19 protein-coding genes are annotated in these 22,944 nt (G+C 37.7%); 15 read left to right on the forward strand and 4 right to left on the reverse strand.

The window, feature by feature from the left end:
- Positions 1 to 252 precede the first annotated feature (252 nt).
- The 12 genes from AC0L7T_RS06935 to AC0L7T_RS06990 all read left to right on the forward strand — a co-directional run bounded on the left by AC0L7T_RS06935 (position 253) and on the right by AC0L7T_RS06990 (position 13,967).
- A complete protein-coding gene (locus AC0L7T_RS06935; protein WP_473341786.1) occupies positions 253 to 2,874 on the forward strand; it encodes an SLBB domain-containing protein in 2,622 nt (873 codons plus the stop codon).
- A gap of 145 nt (positions 2,875 to 3,019) precedes the next feature.
- Entirely contained in the window at positions 3,020 to 3,916 is an 897-nt protein-coding gene (locus AC0L7T_RS06940; RefSeq protein ID WP_473341787.1) for a glycosyltransferase family 2 protein, read from the forward strand.
- Entirely contained in the window at positions 3,913 to 4,830 is a 918-nt protein-coding gene (locus AC0L7T_RS06945) for a glycosyltransferase family 2 protein (protein ID WP_473341788.1), read from the forward strand. Before AC0L7T_RS06940 ends, AC0L7T_RS06945 begins: the two co-directional genes overlap by 4 nt.
- Entirely contained in the window at positions 4,830 to 5,960 is a 1,131-nt protein-coding gene (locus AC0L7T_RS06950) for a Wzz/FepE/Etk N-terminal domain-containing protein (protein ID WP_473341789.1), read from the forward strand. Before AC0L7T_RS06945 ends, AC0L7T_RS06950 begins: the two co-directional genes overlap by 1 nt.
- On the forward strand, positions 5,953 to 6,909 hold the full coding sequence (locus AC0L7T_RS06955; RefSeq protein ID WP_473341790.1) for a glycosyltransferase family 2 protein: 957 nt from the start codon (positions 5,953 to 5,955) through the stop codon (positions 6,907 to 6,909). The genes AC0L7T_RS06950 and AC0L7T_RS06955 overlap by 8 nt, the downstream gene beginning before the upstream one ends.
- A gap of 11 nt (positions 6,910 to 6,920) precedes the next feature.
- Entirely contained in the window at positions 6,921 to 8,108 is a 1,188-nt protein-coding gene (locus tag AC0L7T_RS06960; protein WP_473341791.1) for an O-antigen ligase family protein, read from the forward strand.
- 1 nt (position 8,109) lies between these two features.
- Positions 8,110 to 8,976, forward strand: a complete 867-nt coding sequence (locus tag AC0L7T_RS06965; protein WP_473341792.1) for a glycosyltransferase family 2 protein — start codon at positions 8,110 to 8,112, stop codon at positions 8,974 to 8,976.
- Complete coding sequence (gene pssD, locus AC0L7T_RS06970) at positions 8,976 to 9,473, forward strand: PssD/Cps14F family polysaccharide biosynthesis glycosyltransferase (RefSeq protein ID WP_473341794.1); 498 nt, start codon at positions 8,976 to 8,978, stop codon at positions 9,471 to 9,473. Before AC0L7T_RS06965 ends, pssD begins: the two co-directional genes overlap by 1 nt.
- Positions 9,470 to 9,931, forward strand: a complete 462-nt coding sequence (pssE, locus tag AC0L7T_RS06975) for a PssE/Cps14G family polysaccharide biosynthesis glycosyltransferase (RefSeq protein WP_473341796.1) — start codon at positions 9,470 to 9,472, stop codon at positions 9,929 to 9,931. The genes pssD and pssE overlap by 4 nt, the downstream gene beginning before the upstream one ends.
- Before the next feature lie 24 nt (positions 9,932 to 9,955).
- Positions 9,956 to 11,629: a capsule assembly Wzi family protein gene (locus tag AC0L7T_RS06980; RefSeq protein WP_473341797.1), complete on the forward strand. Its 1,674-nt coding sequence runs from the start codon at positions 9,956 to 9,958 to the stop codon at positions 11,627 to 11,629.
- Positions 11,630 to 11,663: 34 nt separating this feature from the next.
- Complete coding sequence (locus tag AC0L7T_RS06985; protein ID WP_473341798.1) at positions 11,664 to 12,716, forward strand: NAD-dependent epimerase; 1,053 nt, start codon at positions 11,664 to 11,666, stop codon at positions 12,714 to 12,716.
- 84 nt (positions 12,717 to 12,800) lie between these two features.
- Positions 12,801 to 13,967, forward strand: a complete 1,167-nt coding sequence (locus AC0L7T_RS06990) for a glycosyltransferase family 4 protein (RefSeq protein ID WP_473341799.1) — start codon at positions 12,801 to 12,803, stop codon at positions 13,965 to 13,967.
- Positions 13,968 to 14,127: 160 nt separating this feature from the next.
- Here the strand turns inward: AC0L7T_RS06990 and AC0L7T_RS06995 are convergent, their stop codons facing one another.
- The gene (locus AC0L7T_RS06995; protein ID WP_473341800.1) at positions 14,128 to 15,015 is read right to left on the reverse strand and encodes a hydroxypyruvate isomerase family protein; all 888 of its coding nucleotides are present in this window, start codon (positions 15,013 to 15,015) and stop codon (positions 14,128 to 14,130) included.
- Positions 15,016 to 15,112: 97 nt separating this feature from the next.
- Positions 15,113 to 18,196 carry a PVC-type heme-binding CxxCH protein gene (locus AC0L7T_RS07000; protein WP_473341801.1) on the reverse strand — a complete coding sequence of 1,028 codons (3,084 nt, stop codon included), beginning with the start codon at positions 18,194 to 18,196 and terminating at the stop codon, positions 15,113 to 15,115.
- 364 nt (positions 18,197 to 18,560) lie between these two features.
- On the opposite strand from AC0L7T_RS07000, the gene AC0L7T_RS07005 reads away from it, so the two are divergent.
- Complete coding sequence (locus tag AC0L7T_RS07005) at positions 18,561 to 19,763, forward strand: Gfo/Idh/MocA family protein (RefSeq protein ID WP_473341802.1); 1,203 nt, start codon at positions 18,561 to 18,563, stop codon at positions 19,761 to 19,763.
- On the opposite strand, the gene AC0L7T_RS07010 is transcribed toward AC0L7T_RS07005, so the two are convergent.
- Positions 19,709 to 20,644 carry a glutamate--tRNA ligase family protein gene (locus AC0L7T_RS07010; protein WP_473341803.1) on the reverse strand — a complete coding sequence of 312 codons (936 nt, stop codon included), beginning with the start codon at positions 20,642 to 20,644 and terminating at the stop codon, positions 19,709 to 19,711. The genes AC0L7T_RS07005 and AC0L7T_RS07010 overlap by 55 nt on opposite strands.
- Positions 20,645 to 20,651: 7 nt before the next feature.
- Entirely contained in the window at positions 20,652 to 21,326 is a 675-nt protein-coding gene (locus AC0L7T_RS07015; RefSeq protein ID WP_473341804.1) for a spheroidene monooxygenase, read from the reverse strand.
- Positions 21,327 to 21,425: 99 nt separating this feature from the next.
- Between AC0L7T_RS07015 and AC0L7T_RS07020 the strand changes: the two genes are divergently transcribed.
- Together AC0L7T_RS07020 and AC0L7T_RS07025 are read left to right on the forward strand one after the other, a co-directional pair.
- Entirely contained in the window at positions 21,426 to 21,578 is a 153-nt protein-coding gene (locus tag AC0L7T_RS07020) for a hypothetical protein (RefSeq protein WP_473341805.1), read from the forward strand.
- Positions 21,579 to 21,687: 109 nt separating this feature from the next.
- Positions 21,688 to 22,845: an MFS transporter gene (locus AC0L7T_RS07025; protein WP_473341806.1), complete on the forward strand. Its 1,158-nt coding sequence runs from the start codon at positions 21,688 to 21,690 to the stop codon at positions 22,843 to 22,845.
- Positions 22,846 to 22,944 lie beyond the last annotated feature (99 nt).

Here is a 22,944-nt window from a genome sequence, read left to right on the forward strand (position 1 = left end):
CAAAATTCATGGTTTATATTCAGTTTATGCGACTATTGATTTAAAAATTGCTTGTTATGTTAATTCCATAGGTATTGCTTACTTTTGTGGTATAAATTGAATATGCCTAATTATTGTTCAACCAGGCAATGTCATTGATTGAATGCTCTATTACTACATGTAACTGAGGTGGCGAAGCTGTAGATTTTTAGTAATAATTACCACTAGTATTTTCAGCTAAACACCTCGTTTTTAAAAAAAAGAATCCGAAAGATGATCAGAAAATTCATCCAAAATTTAAAATTTGCACCAATAGTATTTTGCTTTTTTATTGGTTCAATAGGTTTCAGCCAGTCCATTCAAAATATTCAAAACCTCAAAGTAGATGAACTGTCTGATGCTCAAATCGAGCAATTGATTACGCGAGCAGAGTCCTCCGGTATGAATGAACTTCAACTGGAAGCCATGGCTAGAGAAAAGGGCATGCCTGCCTCAGAAATCAATAAGTTGAGATTACGAATTGCGGCCTTGAAATCAGGAAACAGTGAGGAGGCTGGTAAGAATGGCACAGGTAGAATGAACCAGAGGGAAGTTGTAGGTGAAAGGATGCAAAGTGATGTTTTTGACAGCTTAAGGAATTCAGACCCCTACTATAATCTCAGTCCACAGCAAAAGAAAATATATGGGTATACCTTGTTTCATAACCGTGAATTAAATTTTAATCCAAATTTAAATCTCCCCACTCCGGAAAGTTATGTTTTGGGTACAGGTGATCAGGTCTTGGTAGACGTTTATGGTGCTTCTCAAGCAGCATTTGATTTGACAGTTTCTCCTGAAGGTAAGGTTTTGGTGCCCAATGTAGGTCCAGTAAATATCGGTGGGGCTACTGTTGAAAGTGCCAGATCTAGGATTAAATCAGCATTAGGGCAAATATATTCTGGATTAAATGGTTCAAACCCTAACACATTTTTGCAGTTGAGGGTGGGTAATATTCGGAGTATCCAGGTTACGATGGCTGGAGAATTGAACCAGCCAGGTACCTATACTTTACCCTCTTTTGCGAACGTATTTAACGCACTTTATTTGGCAGGAGGGCCCAACGAAACAGGCTCTTTTAGAAACATCCAGGTATATAGAGAGAGTAAATTGGTAGGACAAGCCGATATTTACGAATTCTTAACTAGAGGAAATGAAAAAGGCAATATTATTTTGCAAGATAATGACGTGGTGATAGTTCCACCTGTTCAAGTCAGGGTGGAACTCGAAGGTTCCGTACGCCGACCTGGTCTATTTGAAATAAAAAGCAATGAGAGTATTCAGGACCTTATCAGTTTTGCGGGAGGTTTTAAAAGCGATGCTTACAAGGAACTTTTGGTTGTAAAGAGAACTACAGATAGAGACTTAAGAGTAGACAATGTTTATAGCAAGGATTTTGAAACTTTCGCCGTTAAAGATGGAGATCTATTCGTGGTAGGAGGGATTCTTGAGCGTTATGACAATCGTGCTCAAGTTTCAGGTGCTGTCTTCAGGCCTGGGGAATTCGCTATTTCTGAGGGGATGACTGTTAAGGCACTTGTTGAAATAGCAGGAGGATTAAGAGGAGATGCTTTTTCTGAAAGGGTAACCTTGTATAGAACCAATCCAGATTTCACAATGGAAGTGCTTACTCTTGATTTGGGAGCTATTCTTTCTGGGCAGGCGGAAGACGTAGTGCTGATGCGAGAAGACATTCTTAATGTTCCCAGTAAATACGACCTCAAAGAGGAATATTATGTACAGGTATCTGGTGAAGTAAATAGAACTGGAGTTTTTCAGTTTGCCAGAAATATGACCGTGGCTGATTTGATTACCAAGGCCAAAGGGTTTAAAGAATCTGCATCCAACGCCAATATAGAAATAGCTAGAAGAGTAAAGGGCGAAGTAGGGGGTCAAATTGCTGAAATTTTAACCATTTCTATTGATGAAAATCTGAGAATAAGTGAGGAGGAAAAAGAAATTATTTTAGCGCCATTTGATCATGTATTCGTAAGGAAAAGTCCCGGATTTCAGCAGGAAAAAGTTGCATATGTTGAGGGAGAGGTTTTTTATCCTGGAGGGTTTACACTTGAAAAAAGAGATGAGAGAATTTCAGATGTGCTTAAAAGAGCTGGAGGTTTAAACAATTATGCTTATCCGAAAGGAGCGACTTTGATTAGACGAACGGAGTTTTATAAAACCAAAACGGAAGAAAATATAAAACTTGACCAGCTAGAGTCATTGTATAAAAACACAATCCGAGAGGGCGAAATTGAAAATGCGGAAGCAGAAGGCAAGCTTTTGGAAAGACTTGATGATAGGATGAAATTGCTTAATCAAGAGGAAATGAAGAGGAATGAAAACGCCACTAAAGCGGAAAGTTTTTCTGAAGATCGGTACCAGTTTCTTGAGGAGGCAGACAGCACTGTAATGGAGGTAGCCACGAGAGACAAAGAATTGATAGGTATAGAATTGGGAAAAATTCTTTCACAACCTGGTTCTAAGTATGATTTGATACTTCAAGATGGGGATGTTATTAGTATACCTAAGGAGCTACAAACGGTAAGGATGAGAGGTGAAGTCTTGTATCCTACAACAGCAAGATTTGATGTATCTAGAGGTTTTAGAAATTACATTTCAAGGTCAGGAGGATTTACAGAGCAAGCTAGAAAATCCCGGTCCTATGTTGTCTATGCAAATGGAGATGTTCACCGGACAAACAAGTTTTTGTTTTTTAACTTTTTCCCGAAAATAGAACCTGGAGCAGAAATCATTGTTCCGCAAAAGCCTAAACGAGAGCCCATGTCTGTACAAGCCTGGATAGGGATCGCCTCAAGTCTCGCTACATTGGGTATTTTGATAGATAGACTTTCCCGTTAATTTCAATTTGGAGCGCAACAAAATCGAGTAGATACATGCTGATCTTTACCAATGAGTGTAAAGGATCACTAATTATTAATACACCACTTGATTAGGAGAATTAAAAACCGATGGAAGTACAACCTTTTTATTTAAAGCCCACTAAATGATGCCTAAGGTTTCCATCATTATCCCAGTTTTTAATAGAGAAAAACTGATAATTGAAACTCTGGAGAGTATATTAAATCAGACTTTTCGTGATTGGGAATGCATCTTGGTGGATGATGGATCTACGGATAATAGTCTCCATATCATTAAATCTATCGCTTCTTCAGATCCACGAATAAAGGTTTATTCCAGACCTGAAACATTAAAAAAAGGAGCGCCCACCTGCAGGAATTATGGGGTTAGTTTGTCAATAGGAGAATACATACAGTTTTTTGACTCTGATGATTTGATGTTGAGCGATATGCTTCAACGAAAAGTTCGTGTTCTCGAAGAAAACAAGGAAGCTACCTTTGTAGTAGCAAAAATGGGAGAATTCAATAGTACTGGAAGTTTACCAACTCCTGAGTATAATTTAAAATTGCCAAAGGATAATCTTTGGAATTTTATGAGGTATAGGATTTTTTTCCTTACGCCTGGACCATTGTTTCGTAAGGAATTTCTGGATGGTTTTGAATTAAAATTTGACACAAGTCTTGATAGAAGACAAGAACGTGAGTTTTATACAAGAATAATGCTTACCGGTCCGGAATATTTGGCGATCAATGATGTTTTGTCCCTTAGAAGAATTCATGATTCTTCGATTAAAAACCAGCATGAAGAACTTTCAGATTTAGAACAAAAAAAGTCCTCTTATTTATTTTATAGTAAACTATCCAAAAATGCTGGGCCACAATATGCTGGCTTGATTTTTAATGCTTATAGGGAATTAATTTCCCACCTTATTGTGTCCTTCTATAGAAAAAAATCGGTTGAGTTTTTTCTGAAATCTTCCATTCTTCTCAGTTCATTGTTTCTTAAAAAATTATTTTTTAAACAGAGTAGGAAAGAAAGATGATAGGCGGAGTTTTAGAAGAAAGTGTAGGTCACGAAATACTAGTTTCAGTAATTATCCCCACTTTCAGGGACTGGGATAGGTTGCGTCTTTGTTTGAAAGCACTGGAAAAACAAAGTTTTCCTTCGAACAACTTTGAGGTTATAATCGTAAATAATGACCCTAATGATTTCGTACCAGGTGATCTGGATATCAATGGTTATGAAATTATAGTAGAAAGTAAACCAGGGTCCTATGCTGCAAGAAATGCAGGTATAATGAAGGCGAAAGGCAGTATTCTTGCTTTTACAGACTCTGATTGTATACCAGATCAAGATTGGCTTCTAGAGGGGGTTCGGAAATTGGAAAGTACAGGTTTTTCTAGAGTTGGAGGCAAAATAGATTTGTTTCAACCAAAGAAAGGAAGCAAATCAGCATTTATTTATGAGAAATATTTTGCTTTCCAGCAGGAGCGAAATGTCAAGGTGTTTAAGAAATCAGTAACGGGTAATTTTTTTGCTAAAAAGTATCTTTTTGATAAATATGGAAGTTTTGATGAAGGATTAATGTCTGGAGGAGATTTTTTCTGGAATTTGAAGGTGAGTGAGAGAGGAGAGAAAATTGGTTTTGCCGAATTGGCTATTATCAATCACCCCTCAAGAGATAGTATTGCTATGATTTCAAGTAAGAAGAAGAGAACAATTACAGGCTATTACAAAGAAACCTATTCAAAATTGAAATATGAAAAGCAGTTGCTTGTGATTTTAAAACGATTAATGCCTCCTATATTTAGGATAAGTTATATTAAGTTTGAATCTACTTCAGATTATTTTCAGGTGCTGATGATTCGATGGTATGTGGAATTGGTAGGGGTCAAACATTTAATTGAATTGCAGTGGGAGGATAAAAAAACTAAAACCAATCATAATTGCGTCTAATGAAAAAAAATATTTCCCACATGGACCGATTTATCAAGAAGTCTCTCCATGAAGAAGAAATCCTATTAAAGGATTTGATCAATGAAATCATTGCTTTTAAAAAGTGGATTATTGTTGTGGCCTTGTCTGTGTTCTCTTTAGGTTTGATTTATATCCTGACCTCCTCGGATGAATATACAACAACTTCCAAATTGTTAATGGAGCAGTCAAATGGGATAAATTCTAAAGCACTGGGAGGGTTGGCTTCTATAACTGGTTTGGGAAATCTGGGAATAGGAAATCAGAATACTGAAGCTTTGCCTCCTGATTTGATCCCAGAGCTTGTGATGGAAAGTGACTTTTTAAAACAGCTTCTGTATGAAAAAGTTTACCTGGAAGAGGTAAATGACAGCATTTCCTTGGTTCATTTCGTTAACGAATATGAAAAACATAATTTTTACTATCACTTGGTAAGGTTTCCAAGCAAATTGAAATCGATTTTTTCCTCCAATACCCAAGTAGAAGTTGAAAATATTGATAAGCCAATTTCTCAGGAAGATGAAGCTATTTTAGCATTTGATAAGAGGGAAAGAAAAACCATAGCACAACTTAAGCAAAGGATTGAGGTAGAAAAAGAAGAGCGCTTATTGGTTATTAAAACAAAGATGCCCGAACCATTGGCTAGTGCTCAGCTTAATGAAATTTTAAGTCGATTCCTTAAAGAATATTTAACTAAAATAATATTGGATAAGGATGTTAAGAATTTTGAGTTCATAGAAGAAAGGACCCAGGAAGCAAAAAATAGGGTTGAACAAACTCAGAAAAAATTAGCGAATTTCAGGGATGGCAATAGAGGGATAAATTCTCAGTTGTTAAAGACAGAAGAAGACAGGCTTTTGGCAGATTTTAACCTGGAGTTTAGTCTTTATAATTCCTTGGCGCAGCAAATGGAGCAATCAAGGATTAAAGTGCAAAATGCTACACCTTTAATGACAGTTTTCCAAAAACCTCAATTACCAACGACTCCAAGTGAACCTAAGTTTTTATTACTAAGCATCGTCTTTATTATTTTAGGTGGGATCATTGGTGTTTTGTTCTTTTTTGGGCTTTTGGTATTAAGAATGCTAGTAATCCATTTTTCGCATGTTTAGTGTTATAATCCCTATTTACAATAAATTCCCTCATTTAGATCGGTCCATAACTTCAGTTTTGAATCAAAAATTTGGAGAATGGGAGCTCATATTGGTTGATGATGGGTCCACTGATGGTAGCTATGAAAAGGCGAAATCCTATTCAGATAAAAGAATACAGGTGTTTCAAAGAAAGGAAGCCGGACCGGGAGGTTATGCTGCTAGAAATTTGGGCATTGAAAAAGCGAAATACGAGTGGGTTGCTTTCTTGGATGCGGATGATGAATGGATGGACAATCATTTATCAACCTTTGTGGAATTGATTGGTATACAGCCTGCTGCTAAAATCGTTTCTACTTCGTGGACAGATAATTTTGAAGACAAAAAGGAAGATAGGTTTTTCCCAAATGCTTATCATAAAAAGCACAATGCAAAAGGAATTCACCAAATAGAACTCACTGGTTTTTTGAAAAACAGCATTAACGGAGCACCACCATTTTGGACAGGAGCAGTAGGATTTCGTACGGAACTTCTCCGGGAGATTGAAGGGTTTCCTGAAGGAAGGTGTAAAAGAGGAGGTGATGTAGATACCTGGTTGAGAGCTGTATTCTTTGGGAAACTGGCGATTTGGTCACCAGCATTAACCGTAGTCTATCATCGAGATTCTGTGAATATGGTCACCAAAATTCAGGGATTTGAATTAGGTTGTGAATTCACGACCGTACAGATGCTAGCTGAAATGTCTAAAGACAAGAAAGTTGTCAAACTTTTATTTCAGTTTTTGAATGCCAGGGTGGTTAGTAGGTGGTTGCAAACTTTAAGAGTTGGACAGCAACCAGAGTCTTTGTGGGGCAAGGTAAAATGGAAATTCCTGACCAAAAAAGGAGTAATAATAACGTTATTTTCAATCCTTCCGTCCAGTATAGCCAAGCAGCTTTACCGATTGGCAAGCAAAGGTAAATACGATTAATTGGCAACCTATTGAAATTTTCTCTTCCTGATAAAATCCAATTGAAAGAAATCCAACAATGGGATTTCTTTTCTGTGCTTTTAATAGTACTGCTTTTTATGAGGGTTCTTATTGACAGGTCCGGGCTGGGTGCCATCGTGGGCATTGCCTTACTTGGAGGGTTTTTCTTTCTTTTTGTTTTTAAGCTCAAGCTACCTAAATACCTATTATTATATTCATCTCTATTTTTTCTTTTGATCGGATATGCATTTGTAAACGCAGTCGTCTTACATGGTGAACCATTTTTTACAATCCGAGGATTAATTCGGTATTTTTCTTACTTCGCAGTTTTTATATTGGCCTACTACAGTAAGATTTCTTTTAAGCAAATTTTCATACTCTATACGCTGATTGTATTAATTCAGACGGCTCTGGCAGTAATCCAATTTTTGTTTTTGGGAATGGAAAGACCGAGTGGGACATTTATCAACTCAAATCATTTCAGTTATTTTCTAGTCCCTTACTTTTCTATTTTACTGATTGTCTATAAAAAGTACCTGCCAGCATTCTTTGTTTTTCTTTTATCTGCTTTCTTGGGAGGAATGGGAGGGGTTATAAGTTTACTATTGGTACTCTTTCTATATTTATCTCATTATGCCAAACGGTGGCAAAAGTTAATGGCCATATTCATGTTTCCTATTTTTATCGCTGGAGCTGGGTTTTTAATGCAAAATAGGGTAAAAGAATTAACGGATGTAACAGCCATTTCAGAAAGATTGGCAGAGAATCAAGCTGGAGGAGGCAGTTCATTGGTGTGGAGGATTGTGACCTGGAAGTTAATGTATGATGAGCTTTTAGAAAAAGATGGCCTTTACACTGGAATGGGCTTAGAGTATGCCTCCTTGGTTAGTCCTTATTTTTTGGAAAGTAGTATTAGAGAGCCTCACAACGATTATTTAAGAATACTATTAGAGTTTGGCTTGTTTGGATTTATTCTGTTTTTAAATTCCATGTATTATGCCTTGTATAAGCTGAGAAAAAATGCTTTAAAACAGAATTCATCTGCCTATTATGCCATTTATGCTGCCTTGGCAGCTATATTTTTAGGTATGATTGTTGGTAATATTGTTACCCTAAATACACTATGGTGGTTATTATTGTCTATTATTGCCATAATGCACAAAGAAGATAAGCTGAAGGAATCAAAAGTGTTAGATTAAAATGAAAAGTAAACTTGCAATAGTGACGCCGGCAAAGAATGAAGCCAAAAATATCCCCAATTTGGTAAAAGGAATGGCCGGACAAACCAGAAAACCTGATCTTTGGGTATTTATTAATGATGGGAGTACCGATGATACTGTCCGAGTTTTCAAAGAAGAAAGGCTAAAGTATGAAACAGACTTTGTTGATACGGAAATTCTCTTGGTAGATTATGAGGACGAGGACAAGTCCTATGCACTTGGCCCCAAGTACAGTAGAATTATTAAATTCGGCCTAAACAAGATTTATCAACATGAAAAAGAGGAGAAATTCGATTATATAGGAATACTGGATAGTGATGTTGTTCCAGAACTTGCCTACTACAAAACCATTCTTGATAAATTTCAGGAAAATCCCAAATTAGGTATCGCCTCAGCTGCTAAACAGTTGGAGGATTATGGTACTGAAATCATCACAAGTTATGTCAATAAAAGTTTTGCACCCAGTGGATTTAGGGTATGGCGAAGAGCATGTTTAGATCAAACAGACTATACAATTTCTGTTTCCCAGGATTCAGTATCTGCAGCAAAAGCAATAATGATGGGTTGGAAGGTGCAATCTTTTAGAGAATTGGAAGTGAGTTTAAGGCAACGTGGAGCAAAATTTGGCTATGAGTACTATGGAAAGTCTGCTTACATGAGGCATGTACCTTACTTTTATGTATTGGCAGGGGCAGCAAGAATGTACCTTTCAGGTAAAAAAGAGGATGCCAGACAATATATCAATGGATACAATGACTCAGCGAAGCAAAAAATCGATAGAATAGAAGATCCTTTGGCCATTAAATATTTCAAAAATAGGTTTTTTTATAAAATTATGGGTAAATAATGAAACCTAAAGTGATACTATTGATTTACGGTTCAGGAGGGCATAGGACTCAAATGGAGAAGTTTTTAGGTAGCATTTCTATGGAAGATTTGGATTTAAATGTTAAGTTTATCGGAATTACAGAAAGTGGTGTATCCATAAATAATTCCAAGATTATAGAATCCTTTGAGCAACCACCATTTAGAAATAAATACTTTTCTTTAATGAACCTGGTAAGATTACCTAAAAAGTACTATAATTTCATTTCCTGTTTTCTTAAAATCAGGAAGAAATACAATGTGCTTTCCGTCATCTCTACCGGACCCGGGCTGGCTATTCCATTTTCGATGTTATTTAAGAGGGAAAATTCAAAAATTATATTTATTGAAACCTGGTCTCGGTTTGAAACACAATCTTATGCAGGAAAAGTAATGTATAGGATAGCTGATAAATTCTATATTCAAAATAAATCTTTAGTAAAATTTTATCCTAACGCGATTTATTCAGGATTGTTATGAAAGTATTGGTCACAGTAGGGACGACGAGGTTTGATTCCTTAATTAAGTATATGGATGAAACATTTTCGGCCTCAGGTATTGAATTCACTTTTCAAATAGCTGATGGAAAATATGAACCTATAAATTTCCCATTTTTTACTTTTGTGCCAGACATCGATAAGCATTATAATGAGAGTGATATTGTGATATGTCATGCCGGGGCGGGGACCATTTATAAGTTGCTGGAAATCAGGAAGAAAGTTATTATTGTTCCTAATACTGAAAGGATTGATAACCATCAATTGGATATAGCTGAATATATGGGGTCTCATGGATACGCTATAACAGTGACTGATTTCTCTTTATTGGCTGAAGCAATTAAAAAAGTTACTGAAACAGCATTAATTTCTTTTGAAAAACATGATTTTGATAAAACCAGGGAAATTATGTTGTTTAGTCTAGGGGAACTTGAAAACTAATTAATCCAGGATTAATAAATGACAATGAAATACCAATACTCTTTCGGGCTGATTTTCGTGTTTATGTTTTTGGGCATAGAGCATTCTTTCTCCCAGAATTTAGCACCTGGGAGCCCTGTACTGGAGGAATTTGGAAGAAGGAAACAATTGCTTTCTAATGACATTGATTCCTTGAAACAAGCAGGCTTAAGGCCAGATCTCTCTGTCAAAAGCTTATTTGCTAACCCTGATGATAGCTCAAAAAAGAGCTATGAAATATCGCTTTTACCTGTGCAATTTAATATGGGCTACAATAGCAAAAGACCATATGGCTATGGAGGTTATGGCATGCACAATGGAAGAGGATACGAGCAATACCTTAGCACTGGGATATATGGGCGTGTGGGTTTTCTTCATATACAACTTCAGCCAGAATATGTTTTTGCTCAAAACAAAAGTTACCAAGGTTTTGGGAGTGATTACTCCAATAAGGTTTTAGAAGACAGGTTTCACTATTGGAATAATAATGATAGACCTGAATTGCTTGGGAATGGTAATTCCAGTAGGGTTTGGTGGGGACAATCGAGTCTTACAGCCAAGTTTGGAGGTTTTGAAACAGGCGTTTCTACGCGCACCATCTGGTGGGGGCCTGGTCAGTGGAACTCCCTGACTTTCTCAGGAAATGCAGAAAGCTTTCCCCATCTTACATTAAACTCTCATCGTCCATTAAAAACTTTTTTGGGACATTTTGAAGGCCAACTGATTGTAGGTAGACTAGAAAGTTCAGGGATGAATGCCTCTCAAAATGATGCCCTCAATGAAAAATATTTTCTTCCCTTGGATGAGGATTGGAGGTATCTAAATGCCATTACCATAAATTATCAACCCAAGTGGGTCCCTGGTTTATATTTAGGTTTTATTCGAACTTTTCAGCAATACAGTGCGAAAAGAGGAACTCAGTTCAGAGATTATTTACCCATTTTTGATGCTTTTCAGAAAATAGAGTATTTCGAAGACGGAAACTCAGTGGCATTTGATAGTGAAGCAAGAGACCAGCAGGCTACGCTTTTTCTTAGGTTTCTTAATAAAAAAGCAAAGTTCGAAATTTATGCAGAATACGGAAGAAGAGACCATGCCTTGAATTGGCGGGATGCAATTTTAAATCCAGAGCATTCTCGGGCCTATTTAATGGGTTTTCAAAAACTAATTCCTTTAGCGAAGAAAAATACCTACCTCCAAATTCGAAGTGAAATTCTCCATCAACAGGAATCCGTAAACAGATATATTCGTTATGAAGAACTGGGAGGGAGAACGTCTTGGGCGACACATTACCAAGTGAGAGGTTTTACCAACAGAGGGAAAGCGCTGGGATCAGGTATCGGTACAGGAAGTAACAGCCAGACTTTTGAAGTTGCTGTTGTTGAAGGTTTCAACAAATTGGGTATTATGGTAGAACGGATCGCCAACCATCAGGATTTTTATTACAGGGCATTTGGGCAGGATGAAAAAATGTTACCCTGGGTAGATCTTACTGCCGGAGTGGTGGCAAACAGGCAATGGAAGAACTTTTTAGTAGGGTCCCAGTTTCAATTTGTGAACGGGACAAATTACCAGTGGCAAAGCGATCCCGCAAGTACTGCTTCATTTCCAATAGGAAAAGACTTGTTGTCTTTTCATGGAACAATTAATTTGGTATATTTAATGGGTGTTAATAAGTAAACATCCTTTTCTTAATTTTAATAAAGAGAAGTATATGAGAATTTTGGTTACTGGCACTGCAGGTTTTATAGGCATGCATTTGGCGAAAAAGCTTTTGGAGAGGGGTGACGAGGTTGTAGGAATAGATAGTATTAATGATTATTACCATGTTGGGCTAAAAAACGATCGGTTAAGAGAGACTGGTATAGAGCCAAACAATATGAGTTATGGTAAACCTCTTATAAGTATAAAATATCCAAATTATACTTTTGTTCAACTAAAACTTGAAGATAAAGAAGGCTTATTCAAGCTATTTAAAGATCGTAAAATTGATAGGGTAGTCAATTTAGCGGCACAGGCTGGTGTGAGGTATTCTTTGACAAACCCAGACGTTTACATTCAATCCAATATAGTCGGCTTTGGGAATATTTTAGAAGCTTGCAGGCATCATGAGGTCGAGCACCTTACCTATGCCTCCTCCAGTTCAGTATATGGACTGAATACTGAAATGCCTTTTTCTACCAGCCAAAATGTAGACCACCCGGTATCTGTTTATGCAGCATCCAAGAAGTCAAATGAGCTAATGGGTCATACTTATAGTCATCTTTTTGGTCTGGCTACCACCGGGTTACGTTTTTTCACGGTATATGGTCCTTGGGGAAGGCCAGATATGGCACTATTTCTGTTTACTAAAGCTATAATTGAAGGGAAACCCATTCAGGTTTTTAATTATGGAGAGATGAAAAGGGACTTCACCTACGTTGGAGACATAGTAGAAGGAGTAGTGAAGGTATTGGACAATCCTCCAAAGCCAAATTTGAATTGGACTTTAGAAACAGGTGATGTTAGTAAATCTAAAGCCCCTTATGCAGTTTATAATATTGGTAACTCCAATCCTGTCCGCTTAATGGATTTTATTAAGGAAATAGAGGATTGTTTGGGGTTGAAGGCCAATCTTAATATGCTTCCAATGCAGCCAGGAGATGTGCCTGCTACTTACGCAGACACATCTCCTCTCGAAGAAGAGCTTGGTTATAAGCCGAATACGCCATTAAGTTATGGCGTTGGGCAATTTATAGAATGGTATAGAAGCTATTATAAAGTTTAAGATTTTACAGAGTTTATGAAATTTTTTCACAAAATTTTAATATTGTAAGATCCTTATTTGTATTTTTGTCAAAATTCTTTTCCTATGAATATTTTTCTGGCAACAGTTACTTCATTTTTCTTTGGTTTTTTAATAACGCCAGTGTTGATTTTGATTCTTAAAAAAATCAAATTTACCGAAGCACCAGGAGGAAGGAGGATCCATGCAGGTAGTATCCCGTCAATGGGGGGGATTGCGATTGTTTTCGCAACCTTCGTTGGGTTATTTGCTTGGCTTAGTTTTGATCAAATAGTTGAAACACGCTATTTCTTAGTCGGTCTTGCGATCATGTTTTCAGTTGGTGTAAGAGATGACCTTATCGAATTGACGGCCATACAAAAGTTGGTTGGACAGTCAATTCCAGCTTTTTTCGTTATTGTAATGGCTGATATAAGGATCTCAAGTCTGTATGGTTTTATGGGGATTTATGAAATTCCTTATTTTATTAGTGTTGCGATTACTTTCTTTGCAATATTAGTGCTTACCAATTCATTTAATCTTATAGATGGCGCAGATGGCTTAGCTGGTTCCTTAAGTTTGGCTACCTTGAGTATCCTTGGTTTTTGGTTTTATACAGCAGGGATGATTTCATATAGCCTTATTTCTTTTACATTGGTCGGTGGAATTTTAGCTTTTTTAGTATTTAATTGGCATCCGGCTAAAATATTTATGGGAGATACTGGATCCCTTAGCGTAGGATTTAGTCTTTCCGTTTTAGTAATCTTATTTGTTGATAAAACCGGTCTTATGGCTCCCTGGGAAGGGTTAAAATTAAATGCTCCCTTTTCTGCAGGGCTTGCTTTTTTAATCGTTCCCATATATGACACCGTTAGAATATTTATTAAAAGGACAATGAATGGCAAATCACCCCTTAAGCCAGATAAAAGTCATGTGCATCACTTTCTAATCAGAATGGGTTTACAGCATGACCAGGTATCCTTGGTGTTGGTGGTTGTCAAATTAATGTTTATTTCCATCGTGTTCTTCGGATACTCGCTAAGTGATCATGTTTTGCTGCCTACCCTCGCAATTATTGCCACTGTGCTCGGTATTTGGATGGATAGGAAGACCTTGGAGAAAGTCAAAATCAATTGTAAAAATTCCCCTTCAGTTTCTGGTAAAAATGCAAATAGGGTCAAAAGACGGCAAAGCAAAAGAAAACCTTCTATTGCAAAGAATATGTTTTCCAACAACCAAATCAATATGAATTGAGTCCAGATTATGCAATAAAGAAGCCATTGCATAATCTGGAATTGTTTCTGTTTTTCGATAGTATAAAAAAGAGGCGTTGTATTCACAACGCCTCTTTTTTTTGCATACCATTCTGCTTGCCGAACTTGAGATCTTTTCGATTATAAGGATTATTTCGGAATTAAATATCACAGATCTCTACACCTTGTTTTAAAGAAGCCAATTTATCCGGTCTTTTGGGAATAAATTCCTGTCCAATGTAGCCATTATAACCGGTGTCCATAATCGCCTTGACAATAGCTGGATAATATAATTCCTGGGTTTCATCTATTTCATTTCGACCTGGTACTCCTCCTGTATGGTAATGGGAGATATAGGGATGGTATTCATTTATTGTTGCTATTACATCGCCTTCCATAATTTGCATATGGTAGATGTCATATAATAATTTCATGTTGTCAGACCCGACTTCCTTACATAATGCCACGCCCCAAGCAGTGTGATCAGCCTGGTAATCTTTATGATTTACTTTACTGTTGAGCAGTTCCATACTCATTATGATACCATGCTCCTCTGCTATAGGCATAATCTTTTTCAACCCCATTGCGCAGTTGGTTATGCCTATATCATCATCCAAACCATTTCTATTGCCTGAAAAACAAATAATTTGCTTGTAACCAGCAGCGGCAACTTTTGGAATTACTTCTGTGTAACTTTTGATCAATTCATCATGTAGTTCCGGATTATTCCATCCTTTCTCTATGCCTAATCCTGCCCCCCATGGCATTGCACAATAAAGACCATATTTGGATAGAATTGGCCATTCTTCAGGTCCTGCCAGTTCAATGGACTTCAAACCAATCTCCACTGCACCCTTGCACAAGTCTTCAAATTCAATGTCATTGTAACACCATCTGCATACCGAATGATTAACTTTACCTTTTAAGCCTATAGGGAGGTTCGATTCAGCTGCTGATAGCCTGTGTGACAATGAAGGTACAAGCATACTTGCTAGCCCTGTTCCGGCAATTTTTTTCAACACTTTTCGTCTATTGTTTAGATTTTTCATTTTTTTGATCTTTTTAAGAATAAACAACCTTAGTTCTTTTGGTTAGGGTTGTCTTTGTACAATTGCTCCCTTTTTTATTCAGGGTTTATTTTACTCCTTAGCTTTCTTTTTTTAAGGACATTAAATAGGCTACCAAGTCTACCAGTTCCTGTGGATTCATCGATTTCTCTAATCCAGATGGCATCATTGAGTTTTCCATTTGTTTCATCGAAGACATATCACTTGTTTTAATGGACATGGTGTTGCCTCCAGGTAATTTTAAATCGATATCAGTTTCGGTTTGACTGGTAATGATACCCCCTAAAGTGCTTCCGTCTTTCATGTGGATAAGGTATCCCTCATAGCCAAAACTAATTCCAGCATCAGGATGGAGGATAGAAATAAATTGAGCCTCCTTAGAGAGTTTACTACCAATTTCTGAAAGTTTTGGACCGAAATCCATTCCTGTTTTGCCAACCTGGTGACAAACAGCACAATTCTTTTTGAAAACAACTAATCCTTTTTCTACACTACCTTTCATGGCCATCAACTCACTCATTGAAGGAAGCGGGTTGTCCTCATCTTTTGAGTTGTCCAGATAACTTGCTGCTTCCGATCTGATGTTTCTTCTCCATGCACGGCTTACTCCCGAAACAGCCGATGCAATAAGATTTTCTGGGATTTCTCCCCCTTTTAGCAATTCCAGTACTCGATCTTCCCCGCCATAGCTTCCTCCAATAGCAGAAACAGCTTCTTTTCTTACGACAATGGGTAAATCAGAATTAAATGTAATTTCTTCTATAATAGCAATTGATTCATTGTTTCCGATTCCGCTTAAAGCCGTCAATGTCGGATAAATCCTCTTTTCATCTCCGCTATAAAGCTCCTTAAGAATTATTTTTTTTCCACCTTGGCCAAGTAATAAGGTCGCAGCCGTTTTTCCTGTATTATTATCATTTTCCAGGATTGCCATTTCCAAAATACGTGGATTCTCTGAAGAGACGTGGAATTTTTGAACCAATTCCAGGTAATCCTCTGTGCCATAGGTTTCATTTAAGACGTTTGTTAGGGCTTCTTGAGCAAGAAGGGATCCTTGCAAATAGGAAGGGGAAAGATGGGTCAGGACAAGCTTTATTAGCTCCTTGTTCGTCTCCTGACCTTCTTTAGCCAATTGATCTTTTTCAAGCATTTTTAATAAAGCACTTGATTTTCTTTTTTGGTCAGGATTAAAGTCAAAAGCCCTAAAGTACCTCAACCTGTCTTCCAGTGGTGTTTTGGCATCTGAAGCCAAAATGGCAAGTTCAGGAATGGCTTCTCCAGTTCTGGACCTCCAAATGATGTCTTGCCCGTTTTTACTATTAATTAATTCCTTTCCAGCTTTATTTAGCCAGGTTGTATAGCATTTATCCCAATTGCCTGAAGCACCTATTCCTAAAGCTTCTAAGTACCACCGGTCTTTACCATCATGTTGCAAGGCTAAGGTTGTCCACAATTCGGCTGCCTGATCAGTATCATAATCTCTCAAAGCAATGGCGACCTCTCTTCTTACTTGTGGATCTTTATCAGTCACTAATTTTTGCATTATAGGCCCAAGGTCAATACTAGTTTGCCTAGCTGCTCTGAATGCTGTAATTCTAAGGTTTGGGTTTTCACTTTCCAAGGCTTTTTCTATGTACTTCATATTGGTACCCTCTAATTTAGAAAGCAACCATAAGGCTCTGGCCTTGAATCTTGGATTTTGGTTCTCATTGAATACTTTCTCTAAGGCTGGTGAAGCGTCATTACCCATGGCTTTTAAGTTTTTCCAACCTTGATAACGCATGGAAAGGTTGGGGTTTAAAAGTGCTTCGATGGCTCCCTCTAATGTAGTGAGATCATTAGTAGGTACTATATAAGCCTCTCCAGGACTGGAGATTCTAAATATTCTACCCCTGTTTAAATCACCCGCCTGATGTCCTCCAACTCCCGGGTCATACCAATCCGATACCATTATTGATCCATCGGGGGCAACACAAACATCTGAAGGTCTAAACCATTGGTCCTTGTCACCTTCCATGATATTTTCTATACTGGCTTTGTATCCGGCGCCATCATTTTGCACAGGGTAGGCCCTTACTACATTAGGCCCTGCATCAGTATGGATCATTTGGTCCCAAAACACCTCTGGTAAAGTCCTGCCTTCATAAACAACCATACCTGTAGGGGAACCTGCACCAGTTTGTAAAAGGTTTGGCACTACACCAGGGTCATTTAAATGCCAATGCTGCAATGGGATTTCTTTTTCCATATTGGTTCTATTTGCTTGCCAGCCTGCATTGGTCATCTCATCCTTATAGCCGTAATTTCCATATTCCATTACGTAATTGATCCGTACACCTTTATTGCCATCATCATCGTTGTCTGACTGCCACATGGTGCCATAAGAGTCCACTGCTACTTCAAAATTATTCCTGAAATTCTGTCCAAGAACTTCTATTTCTGAAAAATCAGGGTTACTCCTGAAGACAAGTCCTTGTTTATAATTCTCAGTATTTATGGCCTTGCCCTTCTTGTCTTTTAAAACGTCACCATTTTTGTCAGTGATAGTTCCTCCCGCATTGCCAAAATTAAAGTAAAATTTTCCGTCTGGACCAAATACAAATGCATGCATGCCATGGTCATGTTGTTCGCCTCCAATCCCCTTAAAAATCACTTCCTTTTTATCTGCTTTGTCATCCCCGTCCGTATCAGTGAGTAGCCATACATATGGACTTTGAGAGACTATCACCTGATTTCCCATGACCCAGATGCCTAAAGGGGCGTTTAAATCGGGTGATTGGTAGAAAACAGTGCTTTTGTCTGAAGTGCCGTCTCCATCAGTATCTTCCAAGATCAATATTCGATCCCCTTCTGGTTTGGTTTCATTTCCTGTTAGTGCCGGCCTGTAATTGTACGCCTCACAAACCCACACCCGACCTTTATGGTCAATGTCAATATTTGTAGGGTTCGTAAGTGTAGGTTCAGCAGCAAACAGGGAGGCCTGTAATTTTTCGTTCACTGTAATGCCCAGCAGTGCATTCTCAGGATTTCGTTTTTCTTCTTCTGATAACTGATCAAAAGCGGTCACTGATTCTGGTTCTTTTTTGTTTTCCTTACAGGAAATCCCCAATATGAGGAACAGAATCAGCCCTAATGATTTTATTTGGAGATTTTTGGCTATCATTATTGAAGTGGGATTGTCTATTGTTAATTATAATCTTTTAATAAAAAGAAAATTACATTATTTACCCAATAATTAAAGTAATTTTTTTGAAGTTGGTTTACCACTTACACAAAACGTTGTTTGGTTTTCAATTGTCTTTGTTATTTTTAAAGTCGCATTATACATTGGGTTCGCAATAGCCTAGCCTGAGCTTTTTCAGGAAGTAATTTTATCCCATTAGGGTTTATATTTCGCCTATTTCGGATTGATTTCTGCTGATCAAGAAGGTTGCAGCCTTTATAAAAAGTTTATATTTAAAGTAAATATTCGGTTTCTTGAATTAGAGAGCCATGTTTTAATCAATTATCATTTTACCCATTTCACTGTGAAAAGAAGAAAATTTATTCAACAAGCAGGTGTTATCACGGGATTGGCCGGAATCGCACCAATTCATGCTTTTTCTAATGATTTTTTAGCTACTAAAAAAGTACGAATAGGAATAATCGGTGGAAGATTCGGTGCTTCGTTCTTTTTTCATGAGCAGCCTAACTGTATCGTAGAGGCCGTTAGTGACCTTAGGGAGGACCGGAGAAATCACCTTATGAAAACCTACAAATGTGAAAAAAGCTATAATTCCCTTGACGAGTTATTAAAAGATCCGAAAATAGATGCCGTTTTTCTGGCAACACCTGCCCCGGACCATGCAAGGCATACCATCGCAAGCTTGAAAGCGGGGAAACATGTATTGTGTGCCGTTCCACTGGGTATGTCAATTGAGGAATGTCAGGAAATAAAGGAAACAGTATTGAAAACTGGTAAAAACTTTATGATGGCAGAAACCAGTGTCTACATGCAGGGGACAATCTCAGCCAGGAAGTTTTATGAAGAGGGCCGTTTTGGTGAGATCTTTAGCGCAGCAGCAGAATACAACCATCCAGGTTTAGAAGTGCTTTGGTTTGAGGATGGGAAACCCACATGGAGGCATGGTCTGGCTCCAATGAATTATCCCACGCATTGCACGGCTTTGCTAATCAGTGTTACAGGGGAAAGGCTAAAAAAAGTAAGCTGCCTAGGGTATGGCAAAGGGGATGGTTTGTTGAAAGGTAATCCTTACAACAATCCATTTTGGAATGAAACAGCTTTTTTTCAAACAGATCAGGGGCATCCTTTTAGGGTAGAAGTCAACTGGAAAGGGGCATTAAGAAATGCTGAAAGAGGAGAATGGCGGGGTGAGAAAATGAGTTTCTATCTTCCTACAGGACATTCTAATGAGCCGACTTTAGTGACCAATGCATCAGAAATGGGAAAAGATGATGCTGGCTTTGAACATACGAGAAATAAAGTTGAACCTTACGAGATCCCTGAATGGTGGAAAACGGATATGCTACCAGAATCGATGAGGCATAATAGTGGGCATGATGGATCCCATACTTTTATTACCCATGAATTTATCCAATCAATAGTCGAGGAAAGGATGCCTAAAGTGAATATTTATGAAGCGCTTGCCTATACTGTTCCTGGAATTGTTGCCCATCAATCCTCTTTGAATGGTGGAGAATTATTAACGATTCCCGACTTTGATGATTGATTGATAGGGAGAAGGAAATGACTTGAAAACTCCTCAATATTTGTAACCGGATATTCCAATCCCAGGTGTTTTCCTGCCAATTGGTAAATGGCTTCTTTATTCATTCCTGCTTTACGCATTTGCTGAATGGAATAGCTGCCATTGGATTTTGATAGTTTTTTTCCTTCTTCTTTAAATAACTGGTGATGATAAAATGAATTGGCACTGAAACGCTTGTTTTTTAACTGATTGGAGAGGTATACCTGTGCTATAGTAGATGGCAAAAGATCCATCCCCCGGACAATAAGATCCACTCCATAGCTTAAATCATCGGTCATGGAGGCCAATTGATAGCTTGCGAAGCGGTCTTTTTTTTGAAGCATAAAAAATTCCAGTGCACCAGGTAGTTGATAAATCGTCTGTCCTTTTGAATAAAGGTTTATAGGAATTGGTACTTCCTTTTGGGTAACCAATCTTAGTGAAGTTTGGTTATTCCAAAAGGGTAAGTTGCGGTGAAGACAGCTTCCTGTACACCATCTCTTTGGGTGTTTTTTTAACAAGGTTTTTCGGGAACAATCACAGGCAAAAACCAAGTTCTCCTCCTTTAATTCTTCGATAACGGCGCTGTACAATTCCTGTCTATGAACTTGAGAATAGTCTTGTTTAAATTCCTTTATATTTCGTGGCCCCTCATCATAAGATATTTCTAAAAAATCGATGGTGTCAAAAATATCTTGTATGTACTCCGATTTAACCCTTTTCTGATCTAAGTCATCAATCCGAAGTAGTATTTTTGCCCCATGCTTTTTGGCCAGGCTTACTGTAATGATAAAAGAAATGACATTTCCCAAATGAAGATAACCACTAGGGGTAGGAGCCAATCTGGTTTTATTGAAATCCATTAGATCCTTATTCAGGGGTTTCGTTTAATTTAATAGGGATAAATCTCGCAAATAGTTCTTCTTTATACCAGCCTTCCTCTTTTACTTTTTTAACAACCTCTCTATGATCGGAGTTGTAGGCGTAATTTTCCATTTGCTCACGACTGTTCCAATAACTGAAAGTGGCCTGTTCTATTATCGGCCATTCTCCTATACCCTTTGTGTAGATCAAACCTTTGGCTTTTTCAATAGCGAGACTTGTTTTAGGGACAGACTTTAAGAATCGAAATACTTTCTGGATTCTAACCCGAGCCCTGGTTATCACCATCATGGCCCCATCTATTTTTTCATTTGAGGGAGTAAATGGATTTGATCCTTGCCAGGTGCCATGGCTTTGAATGCAACGCATCCAATAAGTGAAATTACTTACACATTGTTGGTTAAATCTTAGGTAACTTTCGGACAAGCTGAAGTTTTTCGCTGCCTCCAGGTCTTCCCATACCATCAGTAAAGCATAGGTTGAAAGGTCTGGCTTTAGCGAAAATCCATAACCACCACCTGTTCCCATTAGTTTGAAGAATTTTTTACCCTTGGCTTTTTTTAATGGAGAGAGGGCCAATTGCATTTGATTAAATGCCCACCAGCGATTTTTTTTTGGATATTGAAAAAAAGTAATGGAAACGATTTCCTTTGATGCATTCATGGCATAGAGGTCGAATTAATTCGATACTGTATTAATTACTACAAGTATAATCATGCGGTATTGCATATCCATACGTATCAATCAAAAACTTTTTTAATAATGATTCTTATTAAGATTATGGCTAGAGCGATGGTGGTGCCTGCAATTACGAATTCCATTATGGATTTTGGTTCTTTGGTAAATGATGTGGTAGCCATTGAAATGAGTGAGAAAAGTCTCAGGAATTCAATTAATAACCGATTAACTAATTAAGTAACTCTAAAGTAGCAATTATGGTTTATTTAAAGGTTCACAAAAAGTTAAAATTGACCTTTGCTATTCATTGGTTTTCTCTATTACCTTTGTGAATTATTTAAGATTCATGGTGCAATTAAAAACAAGAAGGATATCAGCAGGCGCTTTCTTTTTCCTTACAGGTTTGTGTTTTTCATCCTGGGCGTCCAGGATTCCCGATTTTCAGCAAAAATTTTCTTTGAGTGAAGGACAACTTGGTTCTGTTCTATTGGGCCTTCCACTTGGTTCCTTACTTGCCTTGCCTCTTGCTACCTGGGCGGTAGTGAAATTTGGTAGCAGGTCGGTGGTGATGGTCGGCTTGTCCTTGTATATTTTGGTACTGGTTGGAATTGGGTTTTCAATGGATGCCTTTTTCCTGACTGTGATGGTGTTCATTTTTGGTATGATAGGGAATATGATGAATATTTCATTAAATACCCAAGCACTAAACTTAGAAAAGGATTATGGTAGAAATATTTTAGGTTCCTTACACGGTTTATGGAGTTTGGCCGGTTTTGCCGGAGCAGGGATCGGTGGCCTAATGGTCTATTTGCAATTATCCCCTTTTCAACATTATTCAATTGTTTCATTGGTGGGTATTTTTGTAATCTTCACCTTTCGAAACGGGTTTGTAACTGAAGTTCAAGACAAAACAAATTCAGTGAGGGGACTAGTTTGGAGAAAACCTGATAAAACACTTCTTAAATTAGGTATGGTCGGGTTTTGTGGGATGATGTGTGAAGGGTGTATGTTTGACTGGTCTGGCGTCTATATGAACAAGGTAGTACTAGCCCCAGCCTATTTGGTTCCTACTGGGTACATTGCTTACATGGGGTCTATGGCCATCGGTAGGTTTGCTGCGGATAAATTGGCACATCGTTTTGGGATGATTGTTGTATTGCAAGGTTCTGGAATCTTGATTTTTGCTGGTTTAATTTTGTCTATAGCCTATCCATATGTCTATACGGTCATTATTGGCTTTTTGATGGTTGGGCTAGGAACAGCTGCCATCGTACCTCTTTGTTTTAGCCTTGCCGCAAATTCTACATCCTTACCAACTGGAATTGCCATAGCAATGGTTTCTACCATTTCCTTTTTTGGATTTTTGTTAGGCCCACCTCTGATTGGTTTCATTGCCGAGTGGACGGGTTTAAAGGCTTCCTTTGCTTTAATGTCTTTGGTAGGCTTGATGGTTTCAATTTTGGTTTATATAAGTAAAAAAAGTTTTACTCCTAAAACTGCCTGACGGAATTCACTCATATTTAAAATTTAGGCTATTGCATATTAGAATTTAATTGCTATTTTTACAAAAATTTAATACCATACCAAGTTGGTAGGTTTTGTA

This window comes from Cyclobacterium sp. 10D3-21 (assembly GCF_055809755.1).